The sequence below is a fragment of the Lacipirellula limnantheis genome (assembly GCF_007746075.1).
Taxonomy (GTDB): Bacteria; Planctomycetota; Planctomycetia; order Pirellulales; family Lacipirellulaceae; genus Lacipirellula; species Lacipirellula limnantheis.
The window spans coordinates 4,410,801-4,423,806 of sequence record NZ_CP036339.1 but is presented as its reverse complement, the minus strand read 5'-3'; the positions used below and the strand labels follow the sequence as shown (position 1 = coordinate 4,423,806).

Here is a 13,006-nt window from a genome sequence, read left to right as displayed (position 1 = left end):
TAGGTTTCCGAGAGACGCGATGACGACCGCCTGCGATTACTTGCTCCGTTTCCAGCCGATTTTCCGCCGTTATCTCTGGGGCGGTCGCCGCCTCGGAACGATGCTCGGCAAAGCAATTGGCCCAGGCGACGACTATGCCGAGAGTTGGGAAATTGTCGATCATGGCGATGATCAGAGCGTCGTGCTGAACGGCGCCCTGTCGGGCAAAACTCTCGGCGACTTGGTGCGGGAGCAACCCGCGAAGCTCCTCGGCGACGGCGTGCCGGCGACGAGCTTTCCGCTGCTGTTCAAGTTTCTCGACTGCAACCGCACCCTTTCGGTCCAGGTCCATCCGAACGATGAACAGGGCGCCGAGCTCGACCCGCCCGATTTGGGCAAGACCGAGGCGTGGGTCGTTCTCGCGGCGGAGCCGGGAAGCAACATCTATGCGGGTCTCAAACCAGGCGTCACCGCCGAGCAGCTCGCCGCAGCCATCGCCAGCGGGCATTGTGAGAGCTGCCTCCACGCCTTCGCGGCCCGCGTCGGCGACTGCGTCTTCATTCCCGCGGGAACCGTGCATGCCCTCGGTGCGGGGCTGGTGATTGCCGAGATCCAACAAGCGAGCGATACGACGTTCAGGCTGCACGACTGGGACCGAGTCGACGCGGCCGGCAAGCCGCGACCACTCCACGTTGAGGAGTCGTTGGCGACGATCGACTACGCGCGCGGGCCCGTAGCTTCGCAGCATCCGCAATTCATCGCTTCCAGCATCGAGCGCCTCGTGGCGTGCGACAAATTCCTCCTCGATCGACTGAAACTCGCCGACGGCGGCTCTGCAACGATCGGCGGCGATGGTTCGTTTCACTTGCTGGCAGTGCTGGAAGGGGGCGCGGCCATCACGACGCAAACGACTAGCGGACCTCGCGAAGAAGTCCTCTCGGCGGGTCAGACAGCGCTGCTGCCGGCGGCCGCGGGTCGAGCAAAAATCGCATCCCAAGGAAATTTGACGCTGCTCGACGTGTCGCTGCCACGCTAGCACAGTGGGACGCCAGCTCATCTTTGCCGAATTCCCCCCAGCTCCTACAATCCCCGCGCGTCACTCTCCGCATTGCCGTCCACGGATGGAACGATGTCTCGCCTCGCCTTCTGCCTGCCAGCAATCGTCGCCGCCTGCATCGCTGCAGGCTGCTCGCCGACGATTCGGTATCCAAGGCTGCGCCATCCTGGCCCCGCTGGATACCAGCGGGCCAATGCGGAAGCGTTCGATCCTTACCCGCTTCCGGATCTTGGCCCGCCCATCGACGGCGGACGCCCGCGGGAGTTTGGAATTCCGCGCAACGAAGTTGAACGCGCCCAGGATTTCACCATTGTTCAGGCGGCCCGCCGCGGCGTGGTCCCGACGCCTGCGGCCGCGGCGGTCAGCGCACCAAACCTCTCGCCTGCCGCTGCCACTGTGCCCAGCGCCGCGCCGACCTTCGTCCCGGCGGCTCCGTCAGTTCCCACGTACACGCCACCGGCGCCCGTCGTGACGCCGACGATGCCGGTAACGCCGAGCGCTCCCTACGGCCAGCCCTCGATTCGTTACTAGGTCCATGGCGGCCCTGGGGCCGGAGGCCTGCCCCAGCTATCATGCGGGATGGAGAATTTCATTGCATCCTCGCAGCTAGCAGAAGTTAGGTCCCATGGCGCCCCCTCCCGGAAAGCGCGGCTCGGGTAAGCCGCGTTCAGGCAAGTCAAACTCCGGCGGCCAGCGTCCCGGCAGAGCGGGCGGCGGTAAGCCCGCCGGCGGGCGTTCCGCAGGAGGCAAGCGTCCACCAGCAGGCGGGCCGTCGCAACGCCGTCCGCGCCCAACGGCGGCGGCCGCGCGACCAGTTTCCTCTGGCGAGCCGCGCGGCGATCGGCTGCAGAAGGTGCTCGCGGCGGCAGGGTTGGCAAGCCGGCGCGAATGCGAGGAGTACATCACCGAGGGGCGCGTTCAGGTCGACGGTGAGGTCATCACCGAACTCGGCGCCCGCGTCGATCGCGCTAAGCAGGAGATCAAGGTCGACGGCGAACCGTTGCCGCGGATTCGGTTGCAGTACTTTGCCGTTCACAAGCCGCCGGGCATCGTGTCGACGGCTCGCGACCCCAGCGGCCGGCCGCGGGTGATCGATCTGCTGCCGCCGGGGGTGGGGAGGATGTTCAACGTCGGCCGGCTAGACATGGCGAGCGAAGGGCTGATCCTCGTCACGAACGACGGGCCCCTGGCCGACCAACTGACGCATCCGCGCCATGGCGTGGAAAAGATCTACGAAGTGACCGTCGCGGGACAGCCGGCGCCCGATGTGCTCGCACAGGTGAAAAAAGGGGTCCATCTCTCCGATGGGTTCGTCCATGCCGTCGACGTCCGCGTGAAGTCTGCGAAGAAGGGTGCGACGTTGCTCGAAATGGTGCTCGACGAAGGTCGCAACCGCGAAGTGCGGCGGCTGCTGGCCCGACTCGGGCACAAAGTACAGCGGCTGATTCGCGTCGCCGTCGGCCCGATACGGCTTGGGGAACTGCCGCGCGGGGCGGTGCGTATGCTAACGCCGGAGGAGGTCAAGAAGCTCCGTGAAGCGGCTGCGGCTGGGCCGCGGGAGCAGGACGCCGATGACGCGCCGCCGCGCCGCCAATCCGGTCGTGGGCCTGGCGGGCCAAAGCGGGCGCCAATGCGCGGCAGCCGCGCTGCGGCGGCGACGCGAAAGCCGACCAGCGGACGCAAGCCAATCGGAGGGCGGCCCGGCGCGGGGAAGGGCGCCACGAAGAAACCGTCGCCAATTGGAGGGACTGAACCGGTGCGCAGCGTGATCGGCGATGGCGGGCCGAGCGCCCCGCACGCGGCTCGCCCAGCTGGTCCCAGCGGCAAGCCGCCGGGTAAGGCGTTGGGCGGCAAGAAGCCGGGCCGCCCGGGAGCGTTCAAGAAGAAAGTCGGCCACCAGAAGGGCCAGGGGGGCAGAGGTAAGCCCAAGCCGGGAGGGAAGCGGTGAGCAGCCAATGCAGCATGGAGGCCAATCCGCTGGGAGCTGCTTACTACGCCGATCAGGCGCTCCAGACTTCAGCGACCATCGTCGAGAACGTGCGGCTCGCCAGCGGCACGTACCGTGTTCGACTTGAGGCGCCCGAACTGGCGCGCCGAGTGGCGCCTGGGCAGTTCCTGATGCTCCGGCTCACCGGCGGCAGCGATCCCTTGCTGGGGCGGCCGTTGGCCCTGTATGACACATGGCTCGACGCCGACGGGAGGCCGCGCGGCGTCGACGTCGTCTATCTGGTCGTCGGACGCATGACGTCGCGGCTGGCTCAAGTGAAGGCCGGCGACGTCATCGAAACCTGGGGCCCGCTTGGCAACGGATTTTCGACCGAGCCGGTCGATCACCTGATCATGGTCGCCGGCGGCATTGGGCAGACGCCGTTTCTTGCCCTGGGGCGAGAAGCGCTCGGCGGCCGCGACTACGGCGAGGCGGTCCGGCGACCACTGCGAGCCCAGCGGGCGACGCTTTGCTACGGCGTGCGAAACGTTGATTTGCTCGCGGGCGTCGATGACTTCCGCGCCGCTGGCATCGACGTCCGCGTCAGCAGCGACGACGGCAGCGTGGGCCGCAAGGGGCTCGTGACCGAGACGCTTGGCGAGCTGCTGGACGAAGCGGCGACCGATCCGGGAACGTCAGTTCGGATCGCTTGCTGCGGACCCGAACGAATGATGGAGGCGGTCGCCCACCTAGCGATTCAGCGTGGCGTGGCGTGCGAGGTCTCCCTCGAGACGCCCATGGCCTGCGGCATCGGCATCTGTTTCAGCTGCGTCGTCAAAGTCCGACAGCCTGACGGCGAGTGGGACTACAAGCGTACTTGCGTTGAAGGTCCCGTATTCGCGGCGAAACAGATTGAGTGGTGACGGAGTAGGTGAGTAGGGGACGCGCCACCACTCAACACGGAGAGCCCTCCGCCGCTTTACCTACCGACATAAAAATACTTACTCACCCGCGCCGCAAGCGCGCAGAAAGACCCCGGCCAAGCGACCAGGGTCTTTCGAATGACTCGCTGCCAACCAATCAGGAGACGAACTAGACGTTCGCCTTGATTCCCTTAATCGCCTTCGAGAGGCGCGACTTCAGCCGAGCGGCCGAGTTGGCGTGCAGAATGTTCTTGGCCGCTGCCTTATCGAGCTTCACGACGGCGGTGCGGAACTCGGTTTCGCTAGTCGCGACGTCGCCGGCGGCGATGGCGGTGCGAACTTTCTTAATTTGGGTCCGGAGGGTCGAGCGCACCACGCGATTGCGGGCGCGACGATCGATGCTCTGACGGAGACGCTTCTTGGCACTGGGTGAACTGGGCATCTTATTTTTGCGACGGGGTCTGAGAACTCGGATCGGCCGGCGGCGCCTCGTACGCCGCACTCACGCATGACCGGCCCGGAAGCCGACTGGCGAATCAACCACTATCGCGTAACGAGGCGATCTTGTCCAGCCGTTCGGAGACGTCCCGGTAACCATAATCCATCCCGGCCAACTCGGCGAGGTGGCGTTCCGCCCGATCCAGCTCGCGGAGCCCCGTCGCCAGGACCCCGGCCCGATAGAGGCCCAACTTGCGCACTTCCTCGTCGCTGGCCTCAGTCGCCTCAATCGACTGCTCGTAGTGAGCCAGAGCGAGCTTGTACTGCTCGATTTTCTGGAAGCATTCGCCTAATTCGAGCAGTACCAACGCTTTGCGTTTCGGCTCGGTGCGGGCCGCCTGGAGGGCCGTGATCGCCTGCTTGGTCTTGCCGGCCCGCTTGAGCCGCTGGCCGAATTCGAACTGGAGGCGTGGGTTGTGCGGATCGCGATCGACCCGCGCCGCGAAGACTTCCAGCTCGACCTGATTGGCCTGGCTGCGTGCGCGATCTAGCAGCTGTTTGGCTTCAGCGGTCTTTTGCGCATCAAACAGCTGCTGGGCCGAGGCGACTTGGCCCGCGGCACGGCGAACTTGCAGGTCTTCGAGCCGTTCCCGAACGTGCAGGTCGCCGCCCCCCGACGCTTGGCTCGCCCGCTCCAGCACCTGCTGAGCGTCGTCCAGCCGTTGGTCGTGAAGGTACAAGTCGGCCAGACGAAAGTATGGTTCCAGCGACGCGGGGTCCTTCGCGATGGCTTCCTTGTAGCGATCTTCCGGAGTGAGCGCCATCTGCTTGGCGTCTTCCGCGTCGTCCGCAGCGCTCTTGGAAAGCCGCGCCACGGACCTGGGCGTTGCCGCGGAGCCGCTCATCGCATTTCCCGCCGGCCTACCGCCTAGCAAGGCAGGATCGTACCCTCCTTGGTGGATCGTTTTCTCGACCGAAAGGTGCGAAATCGCTTGCTGCGCTTCTTCGTCGTGGGGTCTCGCCTGCTCCACGCGATGCCAACAGGCGATCGCCTGGTCGAACTGTCCCATTCGCTGCAGCGCGAGTGCGGCCTGCCGATTAACGACGGGATCCTTGCCGTCGACGTCGAGCGCACGCCGCAGGTAGCTCAGCTGCGCCTCATCGACTTGCAACTCATTGCAGGCGGCGGCCATCGCCAGCAGCGACTGGATATCCCACGGGTTCAGGGCAAGCGCGCCGCAGCCAGCGGTGAAGGCCTGCAGCCACTGCCCTTGCTGTACCGCCTTGGACATCGCGGAGCGCTGCGACTTGATCTTGAGTCCCGCGAAGCTGGCGCCCTTTTTATTGTCTTTGTATTTCTTGTGGAGATTGGTCAGGAAGGCCTGCAGGAAGACGACATTTCCCGGATCCTCCGCCACGCATTGCGTGAATAGCTCGGTGGCGTAGTCGTGGTCGCCTTTTTCGACGCAGCGCTGGGCGTGCTCGAACGTCTTGGTGAGGCGATGACGTACGCTGGGCGCGAGGGGAGCGGGTCCGCGCGGGGCGGGAACCGGAGCAGTTTGCGATTCCGTCGCCATGTGAGCCGTGCCGGTTCCGGGCGTGCACTGAGAAGCGAAACGAATCTCCGGACCGCGAAGCGGGCGGGCCGGGCCTCAGGTTGTTATTCTAACAGCAGGTCGACGGGCAGCAACTTTCGATCCGCCCCCGCCAGCCGTACGTCGCACCAACGCTATAAATGTCACAGATTGCAGGCACCGTCTATTTGATTGGCGCAGGCCCGGGAGATCCGGGGCTACTGACTTTGCGCGGGCGGCAGCGTCTCGGTCAGGCCGATGTCGTGATTTACGACTACCTGGTGAATTCGAGAATCTTGCAATTCGCGCGCCCCAACGCCGATCTCCAGTGCCTTGGGCGGCATGGGCAGGGTCGGCTGGTCACCCAGGACGAGATTCACCAGCGGATGATCGCCGCCGCACGCGCCGGCAAGACCGTGGCACGACTCAAAGGGGGCGACCCAGCCATCTTCGGCCGTACCACCGAGGAGTTGGCCGCCCTCGACGCCGCGAACATTCCGTACGAAGTCGTCCCAGGCATTACTTCTGCCCAGGCGGCGAGCGCCTACGCCGGCATCCCGCTCACTCACCGCGACGCATCGTCCTGCGTTGCGTTCGTTACCGGTCAACAATGTCTCGATCACGAGCGGCCGCTCGACATGGCGGGGCTGGCCCAGTTTCCGGGGACGCTCGTATTCTACATGGGGGTGACGTCGGCCCCCCGCTGGTCAGCCGAACTGATCGCCCACGGCAAGCCGCGTGACACGCCGGTGGGGATCGTCCGCCGCGCTAGTTGGCCGCAACAGCAAACGCTGGTAACGACGCTGGGAGAACTGGCCACCGTGTTGGCCCCGGGGAAAGTGCGCCCGCCAGCGGTCGTGATCGTGGGCGAAGCGGTCGCTGAGCGCGCCGCGACCGATTGGTTTGCCATGCGCCCGCTCGCGGCGAAAACGATCCTCGTGACGCGGCCCATCGAGCAGTCGGAAGGGCTCGTCGCAGCGCTCTCCGATCTGGGCGCCGCGGTGCTCGTGCAGCCGGCGATTGAAATTGGACCTCCACGCGATTGGACGGCCGCCGATCGCGCCATTCAAGAATTGCCCACGTTTGACTGGTTGGTCTTCTCCAGCGCCAACGGCGTTCGTTATTTCCTGGAACGGCTGCGGCATCACCATCTCGATCTGCGGGCGTTGGGACGAAGCAAGATTGCCGCCATCGGTCCGGGCACGGCCGACGCGCTGGCGGAATTCCACTTGCGCGCTGACTTGCTGCCGGTGGAGTACCGCGCCGAGTCGCTTGCCGAGTCGCTGGCGCCCTTGTCCGGCGGGCGGCGAGTGTTGTTGCTCCGTGCGAGCCGCGGCCGCGAAGTGCTCGCTGAACTGCTCGCAGCCGCCGGCGCCGACGTCGAGCAGGCGGTGGTTTACGAAAGTCGCGATGTCGCCGCACCCGACCCAGAAATTGCAGCCGCTCTGCGTGCGGGCGCCATCGATTGGGTGACCGTCACCAGCTCCGCCATTGCCAAGTCGCTGGTCGCCATGTTCGGCGCCGACCTGTCCCGCACCCGCCTGGCGGCGATCAGCCCGCTGACGGGTGGCGTGCTCGAAGCCGCCGGATGCACCGTGGCGACGCTCGCGGAGCCCTACACCACTGCCGGCGTCGTGGACGCCATTCTGGCCGACAGTCGTCGATAGCCGCAGCTCGATAAGCCGCGGCTACCGTGCGGCAAGGCGTTCCGGGTAAACCACGAACTCGATGCGCCGATTGCGCGCCTTGCCCGCGTCGCTGGCGTTCGACACGACCGGATGGTTGCCGCCGTGGCCGATGACGAACAGTTGGTTCGGCGCCATCGTCCGCTTCTGGGCAAGCGAATTGTAGACGGCCAAGGCCTGGGCGGCCGAGAGATGATGGTTCGTGGGGAACTGCTGCGAATGGGTCGCCCCGTCGTCGGTGTGTCCCTCAATCCCGATAAGGTTCTCGGGGAAGTTTTGCCGCAGGTCGGCGGCCACCGTGTCGAGCAGTTGCTCGCCGCCGTTCTGGAAATAATTGCTCCCCGGCATGAAGAGGCGATCGGCCGGGATTTCGACGCGGACAACGTCGCCGTCTTGGCGAACCTCGACGCCCGGAAGCTGCTTGAGCGACAGATTTTTCAGCAGCGTGTTGTTCGCTCGAATCTCTGCGCCGGCCCGTTGCTTCGACGTGGCGACCAACTGCGTGCTCATTTGTTTGAGCTGAGTGTTATCGGTCTGCATCGCCAGCAGTTGATTGGTCGTCGTCTGCAGTTGATTGCGCGTGGCGCCGACTTCGTCCGTGAGCAGCTGGACCTGCTGCCTCGTCTGCGCGAGGAGCGATTCAAGCTCTTGGTTGTCTTTGTCGAGCGCCGCGGCGCGCGTTTGGTACTCGGTATTCTGCTGGGCGAGGGTCGTCACCTGCTGCTGCATCGCCAGTTGCGCTTGCTGCTGATTCGGCGCAAGCGACATCTTGCCGCAGCCGGCAAGTAAGGCGAGGGTCGCGATGGTGAGGAAGATGCGAGGCACGGCGCGAGCGAAATGGCGGCGTGAAGGGGTGGCCCTGGTAGCGGGCGAACGGTAGCAGCGGTGGGCGTCGGGAGCAAGGGCGGTTCGCACGAGTGCTAGCGTGACAGACGGGGTCGGGGGCCTTTTGCCACCGGACGCGATCCATGCAGATCAACCTTTCCAGTGGCAAAAGGCCCCCGACCCCTTACGCCGGATAAACGCCGTAGAAGCGTTTGATGAAGTTGCGGCGCCAGCGTGCCGGCGCGTGCGGCTCCCAACCGAAACGTGCGAGGAGCCGATCGCTGAGCCGCGTGTTCGCCGCGTCGCAGAGCAGCGCGTCGGAACGCTTCAACTGGGCGATGCGATCAAGCTCGGTCAGCGCCGCGCGAAACGTGGCGTACGAGGTCCCGGCCGTGGAAACGATATACTTCAGCGCTAAGAAATTGGCGTGGCCGCGCGGCTGGTTGTAGTAGAGCAAGCAGCGGTCGGCATCGCCGCGGGCATGGTAGCGACCGCGGGTCGGCCAGATCTCGGGCCAAGATAGGAGTTTGGGCCAAGGACGCAAATGGATCGCGACCACTCGACCCCCGGCCGTTTCGATAACGCCGTAGCGTCCCCGCCCCAGCGCTGCACGAGCAACAGGTGCGTCGAAGTCGGTGATCTTCGCGAACCACTGCGGCATGTTGTTTGAAAGTCCCTGACGAAGTTTCCCGCTAGCCGGCCCGCCGTGCGGCCCGGAGAACCCAAAGGCAGGTGTGCCTCCGGCTACTTACAACTCACTTACTCACCTACTCACCTACTCGCTCACGCAGCCAAACTCCTCCTCAATCTTCCTCCACGCCCCAGATCGCCTCCTTGATATTCCGCCAGATCACCAGCATCGCGCCCAGCATCACGACGCCGAGCGCCAACACGGCCGGCAACAGCCAGCCGAGCTCGAAGATCGCCTGAAAGCCGTGCGGATCTTGATTCCAGAACCACCCCCACCCGACGGTCACCGCGGCGGCGGCGAGACAGAGGAACGGGCCGTAGGGAATCACGTCGTCGCGCCGCAAGATCATCTGCGTGACGCCAATCAGCAGTCCCGCAAACGGCGCCATGAAGAAAATAAAGATCGTCGGCTGCCAACCGAGGAACGCCCCGATCATCATCATCAGCGTGACGTCGCCGAAGCCCATCGCCTCTTTGCGCAGGGCCGCCGAGCCGACGATGCGAACGGCCCAGACCATCGCCCCGCCGCCGACCATGCCGACCAGCGCCGTGAGCAGGCCGAGCCACGATTCGCCGCCGCGATACCAGACGGCCGTGATGGCGACGAAACCGACGAGTCCGATCAACGCCGAACGGGGCCGAAGCAGTTCGCGCAGCGAGCGGGCGGCGAGCACACGCAGGCCGAAGAACATCCCGCGGCGCCAGCGCATGATCCGCGGCGTCAACGCGACCCACCAGAGAGCGAAGCACGCCAGGCCGATGGTGAGACTGGCGCCGTGCGGAGCGCCGGCCAGCGACTGGGGCCAAGCATTCGGCGCGACCAGGGAGAGCGGTTCAACGTAGAGGGCCGCCCCCTTCATCTGTGCTGCGGCGTCGGCCGGCAGCGGCACGACGACCCCGGCGACCGGCGGCGCCATCCGTTCAGCGACGTGCGGCAGCAGCGACATCGGCAGCGCGGCCGCGAGCGCCAGCGCGAGCAGCGTCCCCGGCGTGGTCACGCCGTCGGGGATCGTCTTTTCGTCAAAGTCGATCAGGCTCGCGGCGGCCATCAGCGTCAGCAAGAGGGCGTGCGACAGGAACGTCGCGAGGGTCGTCCATGCCGGAGCCGCCAGTGCGCCGCGTGGCAACGCTCTCCCTGCCAACGCCTCGAACTGGTGGTGCACTAGACCCTGTTGATCAACTTCCCACCAATAGAGCGCCGCCCATGCGAGCGCCATGAACACTTCCACCGCGAACGGTCGGCGCCAAAAGCCTGCGCCGTGAATATCAGCCTCCCGGCGCAGACCGAGCCATCCCCACAGCGGCAAGCGGTCGGCGAGCCGCCGCGCCGGAGCATGTTCATGCTGTGCGGCCCACGGCGAAATCGGTCGGCAGTTCCACGCCAAAGTGTACGTCGCCCAATTGACGTAGCCGCCGGCGATCAGCCCGGCGAATCCGGCAAGCAGGAGTCCGATCCAAAGCGGCGGGGCGAGCATCATGCGGTCGCTGGCGTGGACAGTGCGAATGAATGTTCAGATGAAAGACTTCAACGCAGAGGACCATTGAGCACAAAGAAATGCGAAGCAACCCTCAAAGGACTTCTCTGTGTCCTCTGTGCTCTCTGTGTTAAATGTCTTCCCTGAACTTTACCGACGTGAAGGCAGGCCAAGTGCAGCGACGATCTCGTCGGCAATATCGCTCGGAGTCTTTCCTTCGGTATCGACCTCAAGCGTAGCACACGCCCGATAATGGGGCGTCCGCTCGGCCAAAAGGCGGGGAATCTCGGCCGGCCCCCCGCTTGCCGTGAGATTCGGGCGACGGGCCGCCGTCGACGGGTCAGCGGCGATGCGACGTTCCAAAGTCGTGACCGACGCTTGCAACCAGACGACCGCCCCGCAGCGGCGGATTGCCTTGCGGTTCACCTCGCGCAGGATGGCGCCGCCGCCCAGCGCAAGTACGGTCCGTTGCCGTAGCGCGAGCAGGTCGACGACGATCGCCTCGAGGTCACGGAAGCGAGTCTCGCCGTCCTCGGCGAAAATAGCCGCGATCGACTTGCCGGCGCGAAGCTCCACCTCCACGTCGGCGTCGACCCAATCCCACCCGAGGCGCGCGGCCAGGGCCTGAGCAACGGCCGTCTTGCCGCTGCCGCGATAGCCGATCAGGGCGATCGAGTTGACTTCCATGATGAGAATCGATTGAACAAGAGAGGCAATCTGATGACAGTCACGCCTGCGAGCCGATTGAACCGTCATTCATCGTCTGTACCATCGGGTGGGCCAGGTCTGTCACGTCGCCTTTCTTCGTCAGTTGGCGCTTCACCGTCCTTCAGTTCTTCCGTGGGCAAATCAATATCCTCCTCTTTCTCCGGAGGCGAAGGCGGAAAAAACTTCACCGGCCCGATCGCTCGCTTCAGGACGTCGCGCATCAGTTCAGCGGGGGCTTCCTGTCGGGTAAACAGGAAGAACTGCAGCTGCGCCTGCCGGACGAACATCTCGACCCCCGTGATCGTGGCACAATTGCGCGACCGGGCGTCCTTGATCAGCAGCGTTGATTCGGGATTGTAGACCGTGTCGAACACCAGCATGGCCGGCTTCAAAAACGTCTTCTGAATCGGCGACTCGTCGACGTTGGGATGCATGCCGATCGGCGTACAGTTGACGATCACCTCGTAGGTCCCGCGATGACGCGCTTCCCAGTCGATCGCCTTCGCTTCAAACGCATTGGCGAGACGCTCCGCCCGCGGCAGCGTCCGCGAAGCGATCGTGATCGCCGCTCCGCGCTTCCGCAGCCCGAAAACGATCGGCCGCGCCACGCCGCCGGCCCCCAGCACGAGCACGCGCTTTCCTTTGAGCGGACTCGGATCGGCCCCGATCTCCCCCAGCGCCATCTCCAGGCAGTCCATCGCCGCGTTGTAGTCGGTGTTGTAGCCCACAATCTCGGGACCGTCGAAGATCGCCGTATTTACCGCGGCGATGCTCTTCACCGCCGGGTCGACCTTCGTGAGGCTCCGGGCAATTTGTTCCTTGTGCGGAATCGTGACGCTCAGTCCCCTGATGCCCAGCCGCGTCGCGTCCTCCATGAACCGCGACAGTGCATCGGCCGGCACGCGGAAGGGTACGTAGACGGCGTCAATCCCCAGCGCCTGAAACGCCGCGTTGTGCACATGCGGGCTGAGACTGTGGCCGACCGGGTCGGCGATGACGCCGTAGACGGTCGTGTTGGGGCCGATCCGCTCGTAATTGTAGATCTCTGTCATCTGCTTGAAGCTGAGCTGACCCGGAGCGAGCGTGCGTTCGTGGTGGAACGTCGCGTAAGTGAAGGGCGCCCCGAACTTGCCCGCAAGAATCCGCGACGGCGTGCCGATGTCGCCCATGCACATGCCGACTGTCGGGATCTCGCTCTCCTGCATCATCTCCAGCATCCGCAGGTTGTCGTGCGGATCGTTCGCCATCGTGGCGAGCTTGATCACGTCGGGATTAAGTTCCGACATCCGCGCGTGCAGCTCGCGGAGGTCATCGGGCGTCTTGCGAAAATTGTGGTAACTGACGATGCGCTTCGTGCGACCGAAGCGCGGAATCTGCCCGGCGACGTCTTCTTCCAAGTCGACGTAGTCGACCCCTTCGGCGATCGCTTCGCGGAGCAGCAGCAGCCTTGCCTCTTCAGAACCAGGCCACTTGCCGCCATCTTCTTTCCGGCGACAGGTGATGATTACCTGGCACCCTTCGGGCCGGCCGGCCATGAGCCGGCGGATGTTCACTTTGCCGGCGACGTAATCGAGGCGCAGCTCGACCATCTTGGCGCCCTGCTCAGCCAGATGCTGATGCTCGGCCATGATATGTTTGTGGCGGCTACGACCAATGGCGACGCAAATCATATGGGGGCTCTAATGTCGGACTGCTGGGGGGGATGGCCCGTCCTCGTCATCCTGA

At 65.1% G+C, this 13,006-nt stretch carries 12 protein-coding genes; 5 read left to right on the top strand and 7 right to left on the bottom strand.

Annotated elements, in window-relative coordinates; all coding sequences use genetic code 11:
- Positions 1-19: 19 nt before the first annotated feature.
- The 4 genes from I41_RS17050 (at position 20) to I41_RS17035 (ending at position 3,886) form a co-directional block, all read left to right on the top strand.
- Complete coding sequence (locus I41_RS17050) at positions 20-1,015, top strand: type I phosphomannose isomerase catalytic subunit (RefSeq protein ID WP_145434113.1); 996 nt, start codon at positions 20-22, stop codon at positions 1,013-1,015.
- Between the two features lie 93 nt (positions 1,016-1,108).
- Positions 1,109-1,567 (top strand): hypothetical protein, encoded by a 459-nt coding sequence (locus I41_RS17045; protein WP_145434112.1) that lies wholly within the window; start codon positions 1,109-1,111, stop codon positions 1,565-1,567.
- A 94-nt stretch (positions 1,568-1,661) separates the two neighbouring features.
- Positions 1,662-2,984, top strand: coding sequence for a pseudouridine synthase (locus I41_RS17040; RefSeq protein WP_145434111.1), 1,323 nt, complete (start codon positions 1,662-1,664; stop codon positions 2,982-2,984).
- Complete coding sequence (locus I41_RS17035; protein WP_315852429.1) at positions 2,981-3,886, top strand: dihydroorotate dehydrogenase electron transfer subunit; 906 nt, start codon at positions 2,981-2,983, stop codon at positions 3,884-3,886. Before I41_RS17040 ends, I41_RS17035 begins: the two co-directional genes overlap by 4 nt.
- 169 nt (positions 3,887-4,055) lie before the next feature.
- On the opposite strand, the gene rpsT is transcribed toward I41_RS17035, so the two are convergent.
- Together rpsT and I41_RS17025 are read right to left on the bottom strand one after the other, a co-directional pair.
- Positions 4,056-4,328 carry a 30S ribosomal protein S20 gene (gene rpsT / locus I41_RS17030; protein WP_145434110.1) on the bottom strand — a complete coding sequence of 91 codons (273 nt, stop codon included), beginning with the start codon at positions 4,326-4,328 and terminating at the stop codon, positions 4,056-4,058.
- Between the two features lie 94 nt (positions 4,329-4,422).
- A complete protein-coding gene (locus I41_RS17025; protein ID WP_145434109.1) occupies positions 4,423-5,901 on the bottom strand; it encodes a tetratricopeptide repeat protein in 1,479 nt (492 codons plus the stop codon).
- 158 nt (positions 5,902-6,059) lie between these two features.
- Between I41_RS17025 and cobA the strand changes: the two genes are divergently transcribed.
- Positions 6,060-7,565: a uroporphyrinogen-III C-methyltransferase gene (gene cobA, locus I41_RS17020; protein WP_145434108.1), complete on the top strand. Its 1,506-nt coding sequence runs from the start codon at positions 6,060-6,062 to the stop codon at positions 7,563-7,565.
- Between the two features lie 21 nt (positions 7,566-7,586).
- Here the strand turns inward: cobA and I41_RS17015 are convergent, their stop codons facing one another.
- From I41_RS17015 to aroE, 5 genes are all read right to left on the bottom strand, one after another.
- Positions 7,587-8,408 (bottom strand): OmpA/MotB family protein, encoded by an 822-nt coding sequence (locus I41_RS17015; protein ID WP_168206964.1) that lies wholly within the window; start codon positions 8,406-8,408, stop codon positions 7,587-7,589.
- 184 nt (positions 8,409-8,592) lie between these two features.
- Positions 8,593-9,069, bottom strand: a complete 477-nt coding sequence (locus I41_RS17010; protein WP_145434106.1) for a hypothetical protein — start codon at positions 9,067-9,069, stop codon at positions 8,593-8,595.
- Positions 9,070-9,211: 142 nt separating this feature from the next.
- A complete protein-coding gene (locus I41_RS17005; RefSeq protein ID WP_168206963.1) occupies positions 9,212-10,573 on the bottom strand; it encodes a prepilin peptidase in 1,362 nt (453 codons plus the stop codon).
- A gap of 150 nt (positions 10,574-10,723) precedes the next feature.
- Positions 10,724-11,260 carry a shikimate kinase gene (locus I41_RS17000; protein WP_168206962.1) on the bottom strand — a complete coding sequence of 179 codons (537 nt, stop codon included), beginning with the start codon at positions 11,258-11,260 and terminating at the stop codon, positions 10,724-10,726.
- 65 nt (positions 11,261-11,325) lie between these two features.
- Entirely contained in the window at positions 11,326-12,951 is a 1,626-nt protein-coding gene (gene aroE / locus I41_RS16995; protein WP_145434103.1) for a shikimate dehydrogenase, read from the bottom strand.
- Positions 12,952-13,006 lie beyond the last annotated feature (55 nt).

What these genes read in the sequence shown, in the direction of transcription:
- I41_RS17050 (WP_145434113.1), top strand. Translation starts at nt 20, where the DNA reads ATGACGACCGCCTGCGATTACTTGCTCCGTTTCCAGCCGATTTTCCGC.
- I41_RS17045 (WP_145434112.1), top strand. Translation starts at nt 1,109, where the DNA reads ATGTCTCGCCTCGCCTTCTGCCTGCCAGCAATCGTCGCCGCCTGCATC.
- I41_RS17040 (WP_145434111.1), top strand. Translation starts at nt 1,662, where the DNA reads ATGGCGCCCCCTCCCGGAAAGCGCGGCTCGGGTAAGCCGCGTTCAGGC.
- rpsT (WP_145434110.1), bottom strand. Translation starts at nt 4,328, where the DNA reads ATGCCCAGTTCACCCAGTGCCAAGAAGCGTCTCCGTCAGAGCATCGAT.
- I41_RS17025 (WP_145434109.1), bottom strand. Translation starts at nt 5,901, where the DNA reads ATGGCGACGGAATCGCAAACTGCTCCGGTTCCCGCCCCGCGCGGACCC.
- cobA (WP_145434108.1), top strand. Translation starts at nt 6,060, where the DNA reads ATGTCACAGATTGCAGGCACCGTCTATTTGATTGGCGCAGGCCCGGGA.
- I41_RS17010 (WP_145434106.1), bottom strand. Translation starts at nt 9,069, where the DNA reads ATGCCGCAGTGGTTCGCGAAGATCACCGACTTCGACGCACCTGTTGCT.
- I41_RS17005 (WP_168206963.1), bottom strand. Translation starts at nt 10,573, where the DNA reads ATGCTCGCCCCGCCGCTTTGGATCGGACTCCTGCTTGCCGGATTCGCC.
- I41_RS17000 (WP_168206962.1), bottom strand. Translation starts at nt 11,260, where the DNA reads ATGGAAGTCAACTCGATCGCCCTGATCGGCTATCGCGGCAGCGGCAAG.
- aroE (WP_145434103.1), bottom strand. Translation starts at nt 12,951, where the DNA reads ATGATTTGCGTCGCCATTGGTCGTAGCCGCCACAAACATATCATGGCC.